The sequence below is a fragment of the Candidatus Krumholzibacteriia bacterium genome (genome assembly GCA_035649275.1).
Lineage (GTDB): Bacteria > Krumholzibacteriota > Krumholzibacteriia.
The window spans coordinates 1-18,696 of the sequence record DASRJW010000078.1 but is presented as its reverse complement, the minus strand read 5'-3'; the positions used below and the strand labels follow the sequence as shown (position 1 = coordinate 18,696).

Below are 18,696 nucleotides of genomic sequence, written 5' to 3'. Positions count from 1 at the left end.
CGCAGGCTAGCACAGTGCAGGACGCAGCGCAGCCCGGAACGGCGCTGTAATCCATTGTTCTCGGCGAAGTTGCGCCGGCGACGCTGGGGCCGTCCCGGTGCTGCCGTGGATGAACTCATCCTTGTCGGCGCGGCGGGGAAAGCGCTACCTTGCGCGCGGGAGGCGCGCTGGCGCTGGGAGCGTCGCAGCGCGGGAGGATGGGATGAGGCCACTCACTTACATCGCCCTCGGTTGTCTCGCCTGGGTCACCTACTGCGTGGCGACCTCGAAACCCAAGGTGGCCCTACATGCCGAAGAAGGCGTCGCCGCCGCTGGTCCACGGGGTGGGAACGGTGCGTCGAAGCGGCCCAAGCACCTGCTCCGCGTGCGCTGGCATGTGCGTGTTCCCGAGAACACGCCGCTGCACTCGAATGTCTACGTCTGTGGCAACCATGCTGCCCTCGGCGCCTGGGAAGGAGTCGGATTCCCACTCCGGCGCGAGGCTCCCGACCTCTACGTGGGTGAGCTGCAGGTCCCCGAGGGCACGCTCCTGGAGTACAAGTTCACCCGCGGTTCCTGGGGTGCGGTCGAGACCCTGCAGGATGGCGCCCAGCGCCCCAACCGCTCCCTCGCGGTCTACGGTCCGGAGCTCGTGCATGCCGCCATCGAGGCCTGGTCGGATCAAGCCTGAGCGTGACTTGACGTAATTCTTCTGCACTGATTCGACCCGGCGCCGCCTCGAGCGACGCCAGGCGAGCTCACGCCCAGGACTCCAGCGGGCCGCGGGCAAAAGCATCGAGATCCGCCCCCGAAACTTGCCCTGCCCGCAGGCGGAAGGACCCGGCGCAGGCGATCATGGCGGCGTTGTCCGTGCACAGGCGCGGCGGCGGCACGTGGAGCGCTGCCCCGAGCGGCTCGAGAACCTCGCCGAGGCGCTCCCGCAGGCGGCCGTTGGCAGCGACGCCACCCGCCAGGTAGACGTGCTGCACCGAAGTGGCGCGCACCGCCGCCGCAGTGCGCTCCGCCAGCATGTCCGCGATCGCCTCCTGCGCGCTCGCCAGGATGTCGAAGGCGCGTTGCGGCAGCGTTTCGAGCTCCGCCGCGGTGCGCTCTCCCGGCGCTCGACCCGGCGCCCCGTTTTCCTCCTCGGGCAATCGCTCCTCGGCCCGGAAAAGCGGCTGCACCGTCGTCCGCGGCGCGAAACCTTCGCGCTCGAGCAGGAGCCGCGCCGCCGTCTTGAGACCGCTGAAGCTGAAGTCGAACTCGCCCTCCTTCAACCGGGCGCGCGAGAACGGCACGGCACGGGAATCGCCGCGCCGCGCCAGCGTCTCGAAGACTGGTCCGGCGGGATAGGCGATGCCGAGCATCTTGCCGATCTTGTCGAAGGCCTCGCCGGCGGCGTCGTCCCGTGTGGCGCCGAGCTCCTCGAAACGGCCGAGCCGCGGCATGAAGTAAAGCTGGGTGTGTCCGCCGGAGATCACGAGAACCACACAGGGGAAGCGCATGTCTTCGACGAGCCAGTTGGCCATGATGTGGCCTTCGATGTGGTGCACGCCGACGAAGGGTTTCTCCAGCCCGTAGGCATAGGCCGCCGCCGTGCAGAGCCCGACCAGGAGCGAACCGAGAAGGCCGGGGCCGGCGGTCGCCGCGATGCCGTCGAGCTGCGCTGGCTGCACGCCGGCCCGCTCCAGGGCGGAGGTCAGTACCGGGAGCAGGTGTTGCAAATGCTGGCGCGAGGCGAGCTCCGGCACCACGCCGCCGTATTCCTTGTGGGTGAGCTGCGTGGCCACCACGTTGGAAAGGATCTCCCGGTCACCCCGGAGCACCGCCGCCGCAGTGTCGTCGCAGGACGTTTCGATGCCGAGAACGAGCATTCCACCCTCCGGCCGAGGATCATACCCTGCCTTGGCTGGCCCGGCGGCATACTGTCCAGCGTTTGGACGGCGAGTGACCTGTTGGTTCACAGAATGATCCGGAGCCGTGTCTCGCCCTTGCACGGCGCTTCGGTGTGAAAGTCCTTCTCCGGCGAAGCTCTATGCGGTCGGGGACCGCTCCGACCGCCACCCGCACCGTGGGGCGCGCTCGTTGCCAGTTCGAGGCTGAAGCCGGTGGTTCACGACGGCGGCCCGGTGCGTCCGCGGTGCGTCGCTCGAAAGACCACCGGCTTTCCCTGACCCCTACCCGGGCAGCGCCGAGATGCGCTTGAGCAGATCCACCTCGCGCTCGTAGGTGTTCAGCAACAGCTCGCGGAGAGCCTGGTTGCTCGGTTCCTTCTCCAAGGCGGCGCGCAGCTCGCGCACGGCGGCCTCGACGATCTGCAGACTCTGCTGCGTGAGGGGATCGAGGCTCACTTCTCCCGCCGCGAGGCGCAGGTCCAGGACGCCGCGCAGCTCGTCGCGCTGCTTGGCGTAGGCCGCCTCGGCGGATTCGAAGCGCGCGATCTCCTCCGCGGTGAGCTGCCGCACCGGGCTGCCCCCAGGCCGCGCCACCAGAAACAAGGCGACGGTGAACACCACCGCGGCGGCCAAGCCGGCGAGGACGCTCCGCCGGTGCCGTTGCAGCTTCTTGCGCAGGATGTAGATGCCGCTGTCGCGCCGCGCCTCGATGGGACGGCCCTCGAGATAGCGGCCGATGTCCGCCGCGAAGGACTGGGCGCTGTCGTAGCGCCGTTCCCGTTCCTTGGACATCGCCTTGAGCAGGATGGTCTCGAGCTCGCTGTCGATGGGGCATTTCCCGGTGACGCTGCGCCGGCGCACGGAGCGCCGGTGCAGACCGTTCTGGCTGGTCCAGGCCCGGCCCGGAAGCTGCGGCGAGGTTTCGGTGATGTGGTGCAGGATGTCGACGATGCGCTGGCTCTCGGGGTACGGCGAGGCGCCGGTCAAGGTCTCGTAGAGGATCACGCCGAGGGAGTAGACGTCGGTGCGCCGGTCGATCTCGTCCGGGTCGGCCCGCACCTGCTCGGGGGACATGTAGGCCATGGTGCCGAGCATTTGCCCGGTGAGGGAAGCGAAGGTGTCGGCCGAGGCCACCAGCGTCCGCGCCAGGCCGAAGTCCACCAGCTTGGGCTGACCCTGCTCGTCCACCAAGATGTTCGAGGGCTTGAGATCGCGATGGACGACGCCGCGTTCGTGGGCGTAATGCGCCGCGTCGAGAACCACACGCAGCATCCCCAGAGTGTCTTCGACGCTCAAGTCACGCTCGTGGACGAAGCGGTCGAACTCACGGCCGGCGACGTACTCCATGACGAAGTACGGCAGGCCCGTGCCCGTGACCCCGGAATCGAAGATAGAAACGATGTGGGGGTGGTTGAGCTGGGCGACGATCTCCACCTCGCGCTGGAAGCGCTTGCGCGTGGAGGGATCGGCATGCGGCCCCTCGCGCAGCACCTTGATCGCCACGCTCCGCCGGGTCGAGGTCTGCCAGCCCCGGAAGACGATGCCCTGGCCGCCCCGGTGCAGCTCCTGGAGGTTCGCATAGCCCTCGATCTCTGGCCGGTACCCGGCGGCCAGACCCTCGCCCGCCGGGCCCGCGTCGGAACTCCAACCAGCGAGGGTTTGCTCCAGGTCGAGGGGAAGACCCGGCTCGGGGCGGGCGGGTTCGGCCTCGTCGTCTTTTTCGTGCATCCAAGCTCCCGAGGATCCTCGGGTGAGACGGATCGACCGGCCTCGAAGGTTTGCAAGCGGGCAGGTCTGTCAGGAGCATACTGCCTCGGGATCCAGAACATTCCGGCGCCGGAAGGCCTCCTGGTGGCGTAACCTTCCCGAAGTTCCTCCCGCCGGATGGCCCGGCACGGCGCGCCCGTGGTCCGGGTGCCACGCGCGCCGGGTGGATCGGGGCTTCCCCCAGAGAGGCTTCAAACCCCGGACGGGCGAGGCACGTCCAAGAAGGCAAACAGGGGCCCGTATGCTGGCAGCTGAAACGCGGGGCCGCGACTCCGCACCCTCAAGGACGAGTCGAGCGGAGCCGCCCGAGCCGGATGCGGTGACCCTCGAGAGAGCGCGGCGCCGCGACGTCGACGCCTTCGAAAGCCTGTACCGCGCCTACGTCGACCGGGTCCACGCGCTCTGCTGGCGGCTCTGCGGCGACCGCCATCGCGCCGAGGATCTGACCCAAGAGGTCTTCCTGCGCGTCTGGGAGCGGATCGATGCGTACGAAGGTCGCAGCCGCTTCTTCACCTGGTTGTACCGGGTGACGGTGAATCGAGTGACCGATGCACTGCGTGGTGAGCTGCAACGAACGCGGCGCGAGGTGCCAGAGGATCGGGTGCAGGTGCCGGAGCGGAGCACCGGAGGCGAGCACGTGGTGATGACGACCCTCGACCTGGAAGCGGCGATGGCCACCCTACCGACAGGCGCCCGCGTCGCCTTCGTCTTGCACGACGTCGAGGGCTATACCCACGAGGAGATCGCCGCGATGACGGGAATCGCGGTAGGAACCTCGAAAGCACAGCTGCACCGGGCGCGGCGCCTGCTGCGCCGGCAGCTTTCCAGTTGAGCCGGACGTGAGGTCATGAACCACGAGGCGTTCCAGGACCAGCTCGACGACTACGTCGATGGAGCTCTGTCCGGCGCCGAACGCGCGGCGATGGAGGCGCACGCCGCCGCCTGCGCTCCCTGCGCCGCTTCGCTCGCGCAGCTGCGCGCGCTGCTCGGCCTGGCCCAGCAGCTCCCGCCGGGTGCGGCGCCGGAGCGAGACCTCTGGACGGCGCTCCGGGAGCGCCTGGTCGCGGCAGAACCCGAGGCGCTCCGGCCCGGGGCGGCGCCCGCGTCGCGCTGGTGGGCGCGGGCCTGGCGTCCGGCGGTGGGTGTCGCCGCCGCCGCCGCGGCGGTCGTCTTCCTGGCGCTCTGCGCGTGGCTCTCCCAGCGGGGGCCGCGTGAAGCCGCCGTCGACACGGCCGCGCCACGCCTCGAGTCCACGCCGGCCACGGCGGAGACCGCCGTGCTGACGCCGACCCTGGTGGCGGCGCTGGCCCGCGAATGCATGGGAGCCGGAAGGATCTTGCAGGCCTCCATGGAGAGTCGCAACGATCCGGCCGACGAGGCGCTGACGCATTCGTTGACCGCCGGCATCGAGGTCGTGGACCAATCCATCGCCGAAACGGTCGCGGCGCTGGAGAAGAACCCGGGCAACGTCAGCCTGCTCAAGCTCGTCACCCTGCGTTACCAGCAGAAGCTCGCGCTGTTGCACAGCGCGATGGAGATCGTGGAGGAAGTCTGATGCGGTGCACGACACGGAAGAGATGGTCGAACCCACTGGCCCTGGAGCTCGTGGCCGGCGCCTGCCTCGCGGCGCTCTGGGCGGGCTCGGCGGACGCCCGCGCCGTCGACGAACGCCGCCCTGCCGCCGCCGATGCGCGCATCAGTGTCAAGAACGTCAACGGCACCATCACCGTCGAGGGCTGGTCCAAGAAGGAGGTCCAGGTCACCGGCACCATCGGCGAGGACGTGGAGGAGCTGGTGATCGAAGGGAGCGAGAGCCGCTTGCGCATCGAGGTGGAGTTGCCGCACCGCGGTCACAACAGCGACACCGACGCCGATCTGCAGATCAAAGTACCCACGGGTGCGGAGGTGCAAGTGGACGTGGTGAACTGCCCCATCGACGTCACCAAGGTGGACGGCACGGTGGAACTCGAATCGGTGAACGGCAATGTCACCGTGACCGGTGAGCCGGCCAGCGTCACCGCCAGCACGGTGAACGGGAGGATCTCGCTCACCGTGTCCAGCAAGCAAGTCGAGGCCCACACGGTCAACGGCCGCATCCTCCTCGACGGAGTCTCCGGCGACGTGTCGGCGGCCACGGTCGGCGGCAGCATCGAGGTGAGCGGCGGCCCCTTCGAGCGCGGCGAGTTCCAGACCGTTTCTGGAGACGTCGATTTCACCGGTGCCCTGCAAGGCTCGGGCAGCTTCGATTTCCAGGCCCACAGCGGCGACGTGATCCTCACCCTGCCGGCGAACTTGTCGGCGGAGTTCGATATCTCCACCTTTTCCGGGGACATCGACAACGCCTTCGGCCCCTCGAGGCCGGAAAGGAAGAGCAAGTACGGTCCAGGGAAGGAGCTCTACTTCCAGACCGGCGGGGGCAAGGCGCGCGTCTCGATCAACACCTTCAGCGGCGACGTGCGCTTGATCAAGAAGTAGATCCCGTGCATCATCCACACGTGGGCCCGCTCCGGGTCGGGCGGGCCTCACCAGAAGGGTGAGGCATGTCACGCAAGACGGGATTCGTCGTACTCCTCATCGGCAGCGAGATCCTCGGTGTCGCGGTCGGCGAGTGGTTCTTCCGCTTCTTCCTGCAGACCGTTCCACCCCTCGCGCTCAGCAGCTTCAACTCCGGCGCCGCGCACCTCGGCTTCCTCGGCTACGGTGCCTTGACGGGGTTGGTGTTCTTCGTCTGGTCCCTGCTGGTGATGTTCATGCAGGGCCTGTTCCGCCGGGCCGGAGCACCCGAGAGGCGCTCACCTGCCGGCGCCTGACGCCACAACCTCACGCCGCGGCGCGCAGGGCCTGACGGATCGTGACCACATCCACGAGACCCTTGCAGCCGTAGAGCACGGGCAGTACCTGCGCCGGCGGATGGGTGCGGCGCAGCTCGGCCACGAGCTCGGTGCCGGCGCGATAGGCCGGCAAGTACATGCGCCCGAGGAGCGGGTGTCGGCCCCAGGCGCCGGAGAGCTTGTCCGCTCTTTCCTCGGAGACGAGGAAGTCGCGGCGCAGCGTGGCTGCCACCTCCTTCTGCGGCACCTTCTCCTTCCAAGTCAGATACGAAGACTGGTTCTTGGCGTCGTCTTGTAAGAGCGCCAGGAGCACGCCGATCTGCAAGTCCGTGTCGGGAAGCTGGTCCACCTCGGTGACCCCGTGCGCGGCGAGGACGGCGTTGTTGGCGATGCCCTCGAAGAGAGCCGCGGCGCGGGTGTTCATCGTCAGCACCGAAGCCTCGAAGCCGACTTGGCCGCGGACGAAGAGGTTCTGCAACCAGGCGAAGGTCGTGACATGACCCGGCACGACCTCGTGGCTCACGAGCTGCTCGAATTCGGCCTCGCTGATCTCGAGAGAGGCGTTGATCTCGTAGGTGGCCTCGTACTCCGGTGCGCCATCGGCGCGGCGGGAGCGCCCCAAGTAGTTCATCGAACCGGAGAACCAAGCGTCCTTGATGGGCAGGAACTGGATGTTGGCCCGCGGCACTTCGCGCAGCTCCGCCGGCAGGTGGGGCACGACGTTGCGCCGGGTGAGCTCGTCCAGCGCCGCGATGCGCGCCGCCGCCCGCGCCGGGATTTTCTCCCCCGGCACGATCTGCTTCCGCCTCCAAGCGTCCACGGCAGTCAGGAGCTCGGCGCCGGTCTTCGACACATGACCCGCGCGGGCGAGGAGCTCCGCCACCCGTTCGCGCTTGGCCGTGGGCGCCGACGGCTCGGGCGGCGCTCCGGTCGAGGCGCGGACGCAGCGGTCGTAGGGCACCGGCTCGCCCTGACCGAGCAGCTCCTGCCCGAGATCCCACATCACCTCGAAGCAGAGTGCCAGGCCGTCCATGTAAGCAGCGCGGGAGCCCCCCAACTTCCTCCCCTCCGCCGCCATGCCACGAATGGCTCCCTGCACGTCCACGGCTCCCAGGTAGGCCTGGATGGCCTCCTTGTCGATCTGTTTCGCCGAGACCCCGCCGCTCGAGCGCACCTTTGCCGCGGTCGGGTGGTTGTAAGCAGCGGGCAGCGGCGTGTCGGAGAACCAGGAATCCGCGATGAAGCGGCCCGTCCCCGACGGACACATGACGTCCCCGCCCCAGAGAGTGTCGATGCCGAGGATGGCCTCGGCCACGTGCCGATCGAGGGTGCTCATGCTGAACCTCCTGGAAGGCCGTGCGAACGCCGTGGTTCTCAAGCGGCCCGTTCCACCCAACCCGAGAGCCTGGTCAAGCGCCTGTTCAGGCGCGCTTGCCGGTGCGGCGGGGCTCGCGCCGCCTGGATTCGATACGCCGCCGCAGGACTCGTTCCGGCTCGGCCAGCCGGAGGAGGTAGCGCTGCAGCTCGGCGAAGGCGAAGTACTCCGGATCGATGCGGTAGAGCTTCGTGCGCCCGTGCTCCCGCGCCACGACCAGGCCGTCCTCTTCCAACCCCTGCAAGGCTTGCTGGACACCGGAGACCCGGACTTCCAGAACGCGGGATAGCTCGCGCGCATAGCTGTCCCCGAGGAGCCGCAGCGCCACGAGCACCGCAGAGCGCGTCTTGCTTCCGAAAGGCGACGAGGTCTTGACCATGTTCGATGGTCATGGGAACGGATGCGCCGGTCGCCTGTCAAGACACCGGCGTTCCGTGCTGCGATGCCTCGAGCCCGATTCGAGGCGCCCCAGCCCAGCCGCGACTAGGGGAGGTCCCGGCGCCAGAATCGCCAGGCGGCGATGGTCATGCCCACCACCGCCACCGCGAGCAGGGTGAAACAGGAGCGCAGTGACGCGCCCTCCCCGAGCAGGAGGGTTTGCGGCGAGAAGTAGTGGTGGACCGTCCATGGGAGGATGAAAGACGCATCCGACCACAGAAGCCCGATGCCTTGGGCGAAGAAAGAGCCGAGCGCGAGGAGAAAGCCGATGCCGGCGACACGCCCCCCTTCCTGGCCCACCGACGAAAAAGCGAGGGTGAGCCCGAACCAGGCGCAAAGCAGCAGGAAGTAGGCGAGCCCCAGTCGGAGCAGCGGTCCCCCGCCGAACAGCGGCAGGTGGAAAACGACCTGCCCCAGGCTCGTGCCCGCGATGCCAGCGAGGGCGAGAAGGCCGAGGGCCACGAGAGCGAAGAGAACGTGGGTGAAGAAGTAGGTGGCGCGGGAGAAGGGCTGGCTCAGCAACAGCTCGACGGCCCCTGATTCGATCTCGCCGGCCACAGCACGGGAGGCGAGGACGATCGCCGCGGCGGTACCGAGGGCATGGGCGACCGGGTGATTCCAGCCGAAGGCAACCAGGCCGCGCTCGGAGAAGCCGCCGAAGAACTGGGTGGCGATGAGGTTCTGCACGGCGGGGGGGAGAGAGCGAACCAGGGTTTCCAAAGCATCGCCCGCGTTGGTTGACGAGACGGCAGCGCAGATCAGGAACTGGAAGAGGGTGAGGAGAAGAGCGCTCACCCCCAGGAACGCCCCCTGACGCCGGACCAAGTGACGGAATAGGGCGGCGGCGATCACGAGCGTGTCCCGGCGTAGAAGCTCACGAAAACGTCTTCGAGCTGCGGTTCGGCGAAGACGAAACGCTCCACCTCGGCCTGCGCCACGGCGCGCAGGATGGGGTTCACGTCGCCCTGAACCCAGAGCACCGCCTCGCGCCCGCTGATCTCGGCCTGCGTCACGCCCGGGAGGCCGGCGAGACCGGCGGGCAGGGCACCGCGCACCCTGAGCTGCACGCGCCGCACCAGCCGCTCCCGCAATGTCGCCACCGTCTCGACGGCGAGCATCTCGCCGGCGCGGAGCACCGCGACGCGATGGCAGGACGATTCCACCTCGGAAAGAACGTGGGAGGAGAGCAGCACGGCGCGGCCAAGAGACACGCGTTCCTGCACCACTTCGCGGAACGCCCGCTGCATCAGCGGGTCGAGACCATTCGTCGGTTCGTCGAGGAGGAGCAGGTCGGGATCGTGCTGCAGCGCGATCACCAGACCGAGCTTCTGCTTGGTGCCATGGGAGAGGAACTTGACCCGGCGGGCGAGGTCGCCGGCCCCGAGCGCGAAGGCTTCGAGCAAGCGCGGGCGCAGCACCGGCGGCCGCGACGGGCGGAAGCTGGCGAAGCGCTCGAGAAGTGCCTGCGCCGTCAGACCACCGTAGAGACGCAGCTCTCCTGGTAGGTAGCCGAGGCGCTCCCGCACTCTGGCCTGCCCGGCGGGCTCGCCCAGGAGGCGCGCCGTGCCGGCGTCGGCGCGCACGAGGCCGGCGAGGATGCGCAGCGTCGTCGTCTTGCCGGCGCCGTTCGGACCGAGATAGCCGAGGATCTCGCCGCTTTCGAGGGCGAAGCTCACGCCGCGCAGCGCCTGGACGGAGCCGAAGCGCTTGTGCAGCCCAACGACCTCGAGGGCGAGCATGGAGGATCTCCCCGGCCTGGCGCGACGAGCACTATAACAGGGGGAATCCTTCTCGCCCCACTCTCGCCTCCCGACACCATGCCGCACGGGCCGCGCCGGCTCCCGCCACGCCTCTTCTCCGGCGGCAGAAAACGCCGTAGGATTCCCTCTCCCGAACGAGAAAAGCGGTGCGGCGGAGACCGCACCACCCAAGGAGGACTGCGCATGCGTGGTAGGAAATTCTTCGTTCTCGTCTCGCTGCTCGCGGCCACGGCCTGCGGCTTCGCTCGCCCGGTGGCGGCGGTGGACGTGGTCGCCGGGGCCAAAGGCGGCTACGCGCTCACCGATCTCATCGGCGAGAACGACGAAGGAGCGAACTCGAAGAACTCCGGCCTCGTCGGCGTCCTCTTGGGCTGGGAGATCAACAGCTGGTTCTCCGCCCACATCGAACCGGTGTGGACCCAGAAGGGGGCGGAGCTGGAGAACTTCCAGTTCGGCGAACTGGCCTCGAAGATCACCTTGGACTACTTCGAGATCCCCGTGCTCGGAAGGTTCCGCTATCCGATCCCGGAGACGAAGAAGCAAGGCCCGGTGGGAGTCGTGGGCCCGGTGCTCTCGATCAACACCAAGGCGGAGATCACCTTTGCCGGCGGTGACGAGAACATCGTCGAGTTCGTTCACGACGTCGACTTCGGCTTCGTCGTCGGCGCGGGCTACGATCTCGCCATCGGCACCGGCACCACGACGATCGAGGTGCGCTACGTCGTCGGGCTCTCGGAGGTGTTCGAGAGCAACTCCCCCAGTCCGGAGTTCACCGGGAACCTCCGGAACGGGGCGCTGCAGGTCACCGTGGGCTGGTTCAAGACGTTCTTCTAGAGGCGGCGACGCGCCGTCTCAAGAACCGCCGTGAGCCTTCTCGAAGTCGGCGGCGGCGTTCTTCAGGATGCCGAGCGCCTCGTCGACGTCGCCGAATCCCTCGGTCTTCACGACCCCTGGCCCCTTGTAGTGGGCGAACCAGGTCTCGACGATGTCCGCGACGCCCGGGAACTTCTCCTGCAGTTCGGCGACGCTCTGGATGTCGGCGAAGGCGGTGCCGGCGCGTACCGCCACCAGCTTGACATCGAGCTCACCGCCGTCGCGCATCCGGAACAAGCCGATGACCCGTGCCTCGAGCACGGTTCCCCGCGGCACGGCCTCTCCCAGGACGAGGACATCGAGCGGATCGCCATCGCCATCCCGTTCTTTGGAAAGCACCGTGCGCGGCACCATCCCGTAGTTGCAGGGATAGCCCAGGTACTTCACCCGCCGGGGCTTGCCGTTCTTCATGTCCCAGTGGAGCAGGCCGTCCTCGTTCTTGACCTCCCACTTGTCCACATACCCTGCCGGGATCTCGACCACCGCATGGACGGTGCGCTCCTCCACGATGGCGGTGTACCCGGCCAGGAAGTTCTTGGGGCCGACGAGGGTGAGGGGGTCCTTTTGCTCCAGACCCGCAACCAGAGGCGTGGTAGAGCTCGCGGTGGGTTCGGGCGTCGCCGGCGGTGCCGCCGCCTGCTCCGCCGCCGCACAGACGGAAAGAGCCATGATCAGGAGCAGGAGATAGATGGGCAGACGCTGCATGAGATCCCTCCACGACAGGCTCCGGGCTCGGCGCGACCTGCGCCAGGCTCGAAGCCGAATGGTCCAGTTTCGAGTGTCGCTCCCTGCGGCTAGCATCGGATGAGCCAGACATGAGCTTCGTGTGAAGTCCGCGCCGGCGCCGGAGGCCCGGGCCTCCACGATCAGGGACGGCGGGGAACGAGGGGAAACGCTCGTCGTTCCAGCTCGAGCACTCGGGCGGAGCCGTCACGAATCGGCGGCGGCGCTGCCTTCCTCATACTCGAACTGACCGAGGATGGTTTCGGCCCGGTCTCTGTCCGTGCCGAAGTATGCCGCCGCGGCCTCCAGATCGATGCGGCCGGCGCCGAAGGCGCTGGCCACGAGGCGGACGAACCGGTCCGGCAACAGCACCGCCGGGGGCGTGGCCGGCTGCCGGCGCAGCGAGCCCGCCAGCTCATCGTGCGCCGCCAGGAGAAAGCGCAACGCGACAGCATCGATCCAGTCCAGCGCCAGCAGGCGCCAGAGCACCACCTCTGGATCGAGATCGAAGTAGACACTCAAGTGACGCACGAGCTGCGCCGAGACCGGGGCGCCCTCACCGTCGAGGGCTTCGCGGTAGGTTTCCAGATCGGCACGCGGCATGAGGAAGGCGAGTGCCATGGCGTGGGCGCGGGCTTCGATCGGATCCTCGGGGGCCGACGCCGGCGCGAAACCGCAGAGGGTGGTGATGTACGGGTCGAAATCGGCCAGGAAGTGCGCGTACTGATGGGCGAGCCCACAGAGCATCTCCGAGGCGCTGACGCCGGCGTGCAAAAGGATGACCGGTCCGAGCCGGGCGTCGAAGAAGAAGCCCCCGCAGTACTCGGGCCCCGGGAAGAGACAGGGCACCACTTTGATGCCTTGCCTTTCGATGAGCTGCGGCAGCTCCAGGATGGGACCTGCGGGCAGCTCGAGCCGGGCACGCTCGCCATCGGCCAGGGCCTCGCCTTGCGCCGAGGGATCCGCGGCGGGGTGCCGGGCCGCTTCCAGGGAAACGGGCGAGTAGGAGACGGTGGCGCCGCCGAGGACGAGCTTTTCGATGCGGGCGTAACGCACCACCAGCTCGAGGACCTCTTCCAGGAATTCCCGGGACAAGCGCTGCGGCCCGCGGTCGCCACTGCCGCTCGCAGCTCGAGAGCGATCGCCGGCACGGAGCTTCTCGATCCAGACTCGCGTGTCGATCACGTGGGCCGGCTCCCGGGTTTGACCGCTGGTGTGCCCGCGGCACAGCCGGGACAAGCTTCGGGACGCACCGCCTTCGCCTCGATCTCGAGCAAGGCTTCGAAAGGATGGGCGAAGCTGCGCTCGCCGCCGCTCCGATCGATGATGCTCGCGGTCACGACGACCGCGGCGTTCTCCGCCTGGACGAGCTCGGCGCACTCGGCGATGGAACCGCCGCGGGTGCAGACATCGTCCACGATGGCGACCCGTTCCCCGGGTCGCAGACCGAAGCCCCGGCGCAGGCGGAGCGCGCCGGAGTCGTCGCGCTCGGCGAACAGCGCCCGCACGCCGAGGGCGGCCGCCACCTCCTGGCCGATGACGAGGCCGCCCAACGCCACGCTCACCACCACTTCCGGCTGGTAACGGCGCAGGTGCTCGGCGAGCCAGATCCCGGCGCGGCGCGCCAGGTGCGGAAACTGCAGGAACTGGGCGCATTGCACGTAGCGATCGCTGTGCAGGCCCGAGCTCAGCACGAAGTGCCCCTCCAGGAAAGCGCCCGACTCGCGCAGCATGCGTGTGAGCCGGCGGGCGATCGCGTCGCCGGCGCCCACGGGACTCACGGCGGACGCTGCGATGCTCGCATCCGGAGACGCGGACGCTTGGGGAACTACTGCAGCGCTTCGCACTGCGGACGGATTCCTCCGCTCCGCGAGGGCGCCGGCGATCTCCAAGACGATGCTCTCGGCGGCCCGTGCCGGATCGGAAGCGGCATGGATCGGGCGCCCGACGACGAGGTGATCGGCGCCGTCACGAATGGCGGCAGCGGGTGTCGCCACCCGGGTCTGATCGTGGGTCGCGGCGCCGGCGGGACGCACACCGGGGGTGACGAGGAGGAAACCGGGGGCGCAGACCTCGCGCAGGCGCACCACTTCCTGGGGCGACGCGATGGCCCCGTCGAGGCCGCAGCTCTCGGCGAGAAGCGCCCGGTCCACCACTTCTTCGGGATCGACGAGCTCGAGGCTCGTGAGCACGGTGACGCCGAGGAGCAGCGGGCGTCGCTCCTGCGGCAGCGCCTCCCGTGCTCGCACCGCTGCTTCCAGCATGGCGGCGCCGCCGCTCGTGTGCAGCGACAGCCAGCGCACCCGGTGCTCCGCCGCCGCTTCCACCGCGCGCGCCACCGTGTTCGGGATGTCGTGGAACTTGAGATCCAGGAAGACCGGCCGCCCTCCGGCGCCGAGAGCGGCGATGGCCTCGGGTCCGCAGCGGGTGAAGAGCTCCTTGCCGATCTTGATGCCACCGAGGTGCGCGGCGGTGCGCTGCAGGAGGGTACGCGCCGCTTCCAGGTCGGCCAGGTCCAAAGCGAGCAGCAAACGCCGCCGCGCTGCCTCGAGATCGAGGGGGGCGCGATCCCCGGCGACGGCCTCCGGTGTTACGCCGCCTCGGCCGCTGCTGCTGCGCCGTTCGCTTCCCATGTGCCCTCAATCTCCATGAAACTCGTTCTGCGCGTCGAAATGCCGGTGGCCGCGCAGGGCTTGCCAGGCGGAAACCTGGCGCGGGCAGCGACCACAGCTCTGGCGGGAGCAGAAGATAGCACGGCTTGTGCGACCGCGCCGTCCGGGCGCAGGCGGCGGCGTGCGCACCCGGGGACGAAGGCGGATCAACGCAAGAGAAGCGCCTTGCGGACGAAGCGTTGCCCACCGATCTCGGCCTCGAGGAAGTAGATGCCGGAGGGCAGGACAGCGTCGTCCACTCCGCCGCCCCAGGGAAGGCGTGTGCGACCGGCGGGGAGAACGCCGTCGTACAACGTCGTCTGCAGGCGCCCGCGTACATCGAGAACGCGCAGGCGAGCGTGGACCGGTTGCGGTGCTGCCAACTCGAACCAGGCCGTTCCCGCGCTGTAGCCGAGGAGGAGGCCAGCCACCTGCACCGTCTCCGGCAGCGCTTCTTGCTTCGCCGTCACCAGATGGGGACGGATCACGATGCCCACGACCGCCCAGTCCACGCTGCCATCGAAGCTGCCGTTCACGTTCACCGTGCCCGGCGAAGCGAAGACCCGGTCCGCCACCGCCAAGCCGGCGACGGAACCCGACGGTCCGGCATAGAACTGATTGCGCAGCACATAGCCGCTGCCGGGAGTGAGAATGCGGCTCCGCATCGCCACCGCCTGGAACACCACGGCGTCGTTCACCGTCGTCTGCAGGCTCATGGCATAGGCAGCGGTGTCGACCCCGCCGCTGCAGGGTCCGCCCACGCCTTGGGTATTCGCGGAGACCATCGCCCCCAAGGGCGTGACGGGATCCGCTCCCGAATAGCGTGCCACGAGGAGAGCGGCGCTGGTCGGGGCGCTGGCGAAGCTCGCAGTGACCAGACCCGGGCTCGGAGAACCGGTGCCGAGCCATACCTCCACCCCCGTTTGCGAGCGACCGCCGCACTGGGCCCGTACGCGGGTCCAAGTGAGCCCGAGGCCGGTCACGGCGGTGACGTTGACGTAGGCCTTGGTGGCCACCGCGGCGAGCACCAGATTGCCCGACTGCACCGGCACGCTGCTCGCGGTCGTCACGCTCGTGCTGTTCGACGAACCGCCCTGGACAATGCCTTGGAAGACGATGTTGCCGTGCGGTATGGCGACACCGGTGCCGGTGAGAACGACCAGCACGGGGTTCTCGTCCGGGTCGTCGCTCGTGAGGCGGAGCCGAGCGCTCTTCGGTCCCGAGCTCGTCGGGGTGAAGGTGAGGGCGACGTTCGTGCTGTCGCCCGGCGCCAGCGTGAAGGTGCCGCTGCTCCCGAGGGCGAAGGAAAGCGAATCCGTCCCCACGATGGCGGAGCCGGTGACGTGCAACGCCGCCGTGCCCTGATTGCGGACGCGGACGTTGCCGGCGCGACTCGAGAAGACGGTGGTGGTGCCGAAGTCGAGGCTGCCGGGGAGCACCGCAATGTCGGGAAGAAGCGGTGGCAACGCCGTACCCGAGAGCGGCACGTCCAGCGTCCCTTGATCGGGATCGTTGCTCACGAGACGCAGCGCGGCGCTCTTCGTTCCCTGCGTGGTCGGCACGAAGCTGAGCCCCAGAGCGGTGCCGTCCCCTGGGACGAGGCTGATGGGCAGCGCCGCCCCGCTCCAGACGAAGGACGAAGCATCCGGGCCGGTGACGGTGATCTGCGTCACCTGCAGGATGGCGGTGCCGAGGTTGGAGATCCCGAGGGGGAAGCTCGTGAAGGTGAGCGCCGGGATGCTGCCGAAGTTCAACGACGCCGGCGAGACCGCGAGGTCGGGGACCACCGGTATTCCCGTGCCGGTGAGAGGGAGATCCAGGGTCACCTCGTCCGGGTCGTCGCTCACGATGCGCAGCAGCGCCGACCGGGTGCCACCACCGGCCGGGGCGAAGCGGACATTCACGGTGTGGCTCGCGCCCGGTGCCAAGGGCGGTGCGGTCGCGCCGCTGGTGAGGGCGAAATCGGCGGCCTGCGGCCCGAGAAGCCCGATGCCCGGCACTTGCAGGGTGGCAGAGCCGTCATTGCGGATCACGAAGGAGGTACTGCCGCTGGTGCCGACGTTCAAGGCACCGTAGTCGTGGCTCCCGGGCGTCACGGTGATCTCGGCGAAGACGATGGCCGGCGCGATCTCGACCGCCGCCACCGCCCAGTCCACGCTCTGGCCGAAGCTGCCGCTCAGGTTCACGTTGCCCGTGGTGGCGAGCTGGCGGTCGGCGGTGGCGAGCCCGGTGATCGCGCCGCCGGATCCAGCGTGTACCGCGGCGCGCAAGGTGGTACCGGATCCGACGGAGAGGTCGCGATTGCGCATCGCCGCGGCGATGAACACGAGAGAGCCGCCGGCGGTGGCCTGTAGGTTCATGGAAAAGGATGCCGTGTCGGTGCCATTGCTACAGATGCCTTGGACACCGTTCGTATTCGCTGAAACCACCGCTCGGAGCGGCGCTGTCGGAACGGAGTTGACGTAACGCGACACGAGCAGAGCGGCGCTGCTGGTCGGGCTGACGAAGGTGGCGGTGACGACCCCGGTGCTCGGCGTCCCCGAACCCACCCAGATCTCGACACCGGTCTGCGAGCGGGCGCTGCACTGCCCCCGTACGCGGGACCAGACGAGCCCGAGTCCTGCGACGCTGCTCACCGCGGTCAGAGGCCTGGCGGAGACCGCCGCCAGATAGAGAGCGCCGTTCACCGCAGTGACGCTGCGCGACGTGGTCACGCTGATGGAATTCGACGAGGCGCCCTCCACGCTCTCCTGGAAGAGGATGGGGAGACGCCCGCCCGTCGCAGCGACGCCGATGCCGGAGAGCGCCACCTCCAGGTTGGCTTGCTCCGGGTCGTTGCTCTGGAGGCGGAGCGTCGCGGTTTTCACTCCCGCGCTCGACGGGGCAAAGCGGAGGCTCACGGTCGCACTGCTCCCCGGAGCGACACTGAACGGCCCACCCCCGCTCGTGATGGCGAAATTTCCTGCCCCGGCGCCGGTGATGCTGGTCTGGCTCACCGCGAGGACCTCGTTGCCCTCGTTGCGGACCTCGAGAACTTGCATCGCCGCTCCGGATCCGAGCAGGGCGCCGCCGAAATCGCACCCTGTGGGGGAGACCGCGATCACCGGTCGCAACCCCACGCCGCTCAGCGCCACGTCCAGGGCCGGCGTTTGCGGGTCGTCGCTCTGGATCCGGAGCGTGGCGCTCCTGCTCCCCAGGGTGAGGGGCGTGAAAGCGAGCCCGATCTGGACGCTGTCCGTGGAGGCCACGCTGAAGGCGCCGCCGCTGGTGACGGCGAACTCCGCCGCCTGCGGGCCCAGCAGGCTCAGCGCCGAAACCTGCAGGACCACCCCGCCGGCGTTGCGAACCCACACACCGGCGCTCGTACTTGCCATGACCGCGACGGAGCCGAAGTCACGGCTTGGAGGGGAGGCGACGATGATCGGGTACGGCGGCAGCAATCCGGTGCCGGAAAACGCCACGTCCAGGGCCGGCGTGTCCGGGTCGTTGCTCTGGATGCGGAGCGTGGCGTTCTTGTTCCCCGCCGTGACGGGAGCGAATTGGATGGTCATCCGGCTGCTGTCACCGGGCGCCACGGTGAAGGCACCACCTCCGGCGGTGATGGAGAACGCCGACGCCTGCGGGCCGAGAAAGCTCACCGCAGATACCTGGAGAGCTCCTGTCCCCGTGTTGCGAACCCACACGAAGGTGCGCCTATAGGTGAAAATATCCGTGGAGGCGAACTTGCGCACGAGGGGGGTCACCAGGATGTTCTGTACCACGCTCACGCCGCTCAAGGGCACGTTCACGACCGGTGTGTCCGGGTCGTTGCTCTGCAGGCGGAGCGTGGTGGCCTTCGGCCCCAGCGTCGTCGGCGCGAAGGTGAACGACACCGCCGCACTCTCGCCCGGGGCCACGGCGAAGGGACCGCTTCCCGCCGTGATGGCGAAGTCGGCCAGATCTCCTCCGGTGAGTGCCGACGAGACCTGGAGGATCGCTCTCCCCCAGTTGTGGAGTTTCACCTGACCGGTGGCCGAGGTGAGAATCTGCGCAGGACCAAAATCCACTGCCGGCGGGCTCACGGTGATATCGGGGTACTCGGGAATCGCCACACCAGTCAGAGGGAATTCCGCCGTGCCCCGGTTCGGGTCGTCGCTCACGATGCGGAGTACCGCGTTCTTGGCGCCGACGGTCACGGGCAGGAAGCGCACCACCACGGGCACGACGCTTCCTGGTGGAACCACGAACGGGCCGAAGGTGCTGGCGATCTGGGGCAGCCGGCGCGGCATGACGTCGGCACCCCGTTCGGCGCTGAACTCCCCCGCGTGAGGACCGGCCAAGGCGATCGACTGCACGTTCAGGGTCACATCACCGTCGTTGCGGAGGCCGAAGCTCGTGAGCGCCATGGCGCCGACCGTGACGCTG

At 68.8% G+C, this 18,696-nt stretch carries 16 protein-coding genes; 6 read left to right on the top strand and 10 right to left on the bottom strand.

What is annotated here, in order from left to right; genetic code table 11:
• The first annotated feature begins 202 nt into the window (after positions 1-202).
• Positions 203-670 carry a CBM20 domain-containing protein gene (locus tag VFE28_07560; protein HZM15843.1) on the top strand — a complete coding sequence of 156 codons (468 nt, stop codon included), beginning with the start codon at positions 203-205 and terminating at the stop codon, positions 668-670.
• A 67-nt stretch (positions 671-737) separates the two neighbouring features.
• Here VFE28_07560 and tsaD read toward each other — a convergent pair whose 3' ends face one another.
• Both tsaD and VFE28_07550 read right to left on the bottom strand, forming a co-directional pair.
• Entirely contained in the window at positions 738-1,853 is a 1,116-nt protein-coding gene (gene tsaD / locus VFE28_07555) for a tRNA (adenosine(37)-N6)-threonylcarbamoyltransferase complex transferase subunit TsaD (protein ID HZM15842.1), read from the bottom strand.
• Positions 1,854-2,156: 303 nt separating this feature from the next.
• Positions 2,157-3,602 (bottom strand): serine/threonine-protein kinase, encoded by a 1,446-nt coding sequence (locus tag VFE28_07550; GenBank protein ID HZM15841.1) that lies wholly within the window; start codon positions 3,600-3,602, stop codon positions 2,157-2,159.
• Between the two features lie 358 nt (positions 3,603-3,960).
• Here VFE28_07550 and VFE28_07545 point away from each other — a divergent pair, with 358 nt between their 5' ends.
• From VFE28_07545 to VFE28_07530, 4 genes are all read left to right on the top strand, one after another.
• The gene (locus VFE28_07545) at positions 3,961-4,473 is read left to right on the top strand and encodes an RNA polymerase sigma factor (GenBank protein ID HZM15840.1); all 513 of its coding nucleotides are present in this window, start codon (positions 3,961-3,963) and stop codon (positions 4,471-4,473) included.
• Positions 4,474-4,488: 15 nt separating this feature from the next.
• Positions 4,489-5,196 carry a zf-HC2 domain-containing protein gene (locus tag VFE28_07540; GenBank protein HZM15839.1) on the top strand — a complete coding sequence of 236 codons (708 nt, stop codon included), beginning with the start codon at positions 4,489-4,491 and terminating at the stop codon, positions 5,194-5,196.
• On the top strand, positions 5,196-6,116 hold the full coding sequence (locus tag VFE28_07535; GenBank protein HZM15838.1) for a DUF4097 family beta strand repeat-containing protein: 921 nt from the start codon (positions 5,196-5,198) through the stop codon (positions 6,114-6,116). Before VFE28_07540 ends, VFE28_07535 begins: the two co-directional genes overlap by 1 nt.
• A 65-nt stretch (positions 6,117-6,181) precedes the next feature.
• Positions 6,182-6,451, top strand: a complete 270-nt coding sequence (locus VFE28_07530) for a hypothetical protein (protein ID HZM15837.1) — start codon at positions 6,182-6,184, stop codon at positions 6,449-6,451.
• Between the two features lie 10 nt (positions 6,452-6,461).
• Here the strand turns inward: VFE28_07530 and VFE28_07525 are convergent, their stop codons facing one another.
• The 4 genes from VFE28_07525 to VFE28_07510 form a co-directional block, all read right to left on the bottom strand.
• Entirely contained in the window at positions 6,462-7,808 is a 1,347-nt protein-coding gene (locus tag VFE28_07525; protein ID HZM15836.1) for a hypothetical protein, read from the bottom strand.
• An 85-nt stretch (positions 7,809-7,893) separates the two neighbouring features.
• Entirely contained in the window at positions 7,894-8,226 is a 333-nt protein-coding gene (locus VFE28_07520; GenBank protein HZM15835.1) for a winged helix-turn-helix domain-containing protein, read from the bottom strand.
• A gap of 104 nt (positions 8,227-8,330) precedes the next feature.
• Positions 8,331-9,137: an ABC transporter permease subunit gene (locus VFE28_07515; protein ID HZM15834.1), complete on the bottom strand. Its 807-nt coding sequence runs from the start codon at positions 9,135-9,137 to the stop codon at positions 8,331-8,333.
• The gene (locus VFE28_07510; GenBank protein HZM15833.1) at positions 9,134-10,024 is read right to left on the bottom strand and encodes an ABC transporter ATP-binding protein; all 891 of its coding nucleotides are present in this window, start codon (positions 10,022-10,024) and stop codon (positions 9,134-9,136) included. The genes VFE28_07515 and VFE28_07510 overlap by 4 nt, the downstream gene beginning before the upstream one ends.
• A gap of 204 nt (positions 10,025-10,228) precedes the next feature.
• On the opposite strand from VFE28_07510, the gene VFE28_07505 reads away from it, so the two are divergent.
• Positions 10,229-10,879, top strand: a complete 651-nt coding sequence (locus tag VFE28_07505) for an outer membrane beta-barrel protein (GenBank protein ID HZM15832.1) — start codon at positions 10,229-10,231, stop codon at positions 10,877-10,879.
• 18 nt (positions 10,880-10,897) lie between these two features.
• Here the strand turns inward: VFE28_07505 and VFE28_07500 are convergent, their stop codons facing one another.
• The 4 genes from VFE28_07500 to VFE28_07485 all read right to left on the bottom strand — a co-directional run.
• A complete protein-coding gene (locus VFE28_07500; protein HZM15831.1) occupies positions 10,898-11,623 on the bottom strand; it encodes an inorganic diphosphatase in 726 nt (241 codons plus the stop codon).
• Positions 11,624-11,848: 225 nt separating this feature from the next.
• The gene (locus VFE28_07495; GenBank protein HZM15830.1) at positions 11,849-12,826 is read right to left on the bottom strand and encodes an ImmA/IrrE family metallo-endopeptidase; all 978 of its coding nucleotides are present in this window, start codon (positions 12,824-12,826) and stop codon (positions 11,849-11,851) included.
• Positions 12,823-14,274 (bottom strand): orotidine-5'-phosphate decarboxylase, encoded by a 1,452-nt coding sequence (gene pyrF, locus VFE28_07490; protein ID HZM15829.1) that lies wholly within the window; start codon positions 14,272-14,274, stop codon positions 12,823-12,825. Before pyrF ends, VFE28_07495 begins: the two co-directional genes overlap by 4 nt.
• Before the next feature lie 185 nt (positions 14,275-14,459).
• A partial coding sequence (locus VFE28_07485; protein ID HZM15828.1) for a choice-of-anchor D domain-containing protein occupies positions 14,460-18,696 on the bottom strand: 4,237 nt, incomplete at its 5' end.

Excerpts from the sequence above, each read along its gene's own strand:
- pyrF (HZM15829.1), bottom strand. The coding sequence starts at position 14,274 with ATGGGAAGCGAACGGCGCAGCAGCAGCGGCCGAGGCGGCGTAACACCG.
- VFE28_07500 (HZM15831.1), bottom strand. The coding sequence starts at position 11,623 with ATGCAGCGTCTGCCCATCTATCTCCTGCTCCTGATCATGGCTCTTTCC.
- VFE28_07525 (HZM15836.1), bottom strand. The coding sequence starts at position 7,808 with ATGAGCACCCTCGATCGGCACGTGGCCGAGGCCATCCTCGGCATCGAC.
- VFE28_07540 (HZM15839.1), top strand. The coding sequence starts at position 4,489 with ATGAACCACGAGGCGTTCCAGGACCAGCTCGACGACTACGTCGATGGA.
- VFE28_07560 (HZM15843.1), top strand. The coding sequence starts at position 203 with ATGAGGCCACTCACTTACATCGCCCTCGGTTGTCTCGCCTGGGTCACC.
- VFE28_07510 (HZM15833.1), bottom strand. The coding sequence starts at position 10,024 with ATGCTCGCCCTCGAGGTCGTTGGGCTGCACAAGCGCTTCGGCTCCGTC.
- tsaD (HZM15842.1), bottom strand. The coding sequence starts at position 1,853 with ATGCTCGTTCTCGGCATCGAAACGTCCTGCGACGACACTGCGGCGGCG.
- VFE28_07550 (HZM15841.1), bottom strand. The coding sequence starts at position 3,602 with ATGCACGAAAAAGACGACGAGGCCGAACCCGCCCGCCCCGAGCCGGGT.
- VFE28_07505 (HZM15832.1), top strand. The coding sequence starts at position 10,229 with ATGCGTGGTAGGAAATTCTTCGTTCTCGTCTCGCTGCTCGCGGCCACG.
- VFE28_07520 (HZM15835.1), bottom strand. The coding sequence starts at position 8,226 with ATGGTCAAGACCTCGTCGCCTTTCGGAAGCAAGACGCGCTCTGCGGTG.
- VFE28_07535 (HZM15838.1), top strand. The coding sequence starts at position 5,196 with ATGCGGTGCACGACACGGAAGAGATGGTCGAACCCACTGGCCCTGGAG.
- VFE28_07530 (HZM15837.1), top strand. The coding sequence starts at position 6,182 with ATGTCACGCAAGACGGGATTCGTCGTACTCCTCATCGGCAGCGAGATC.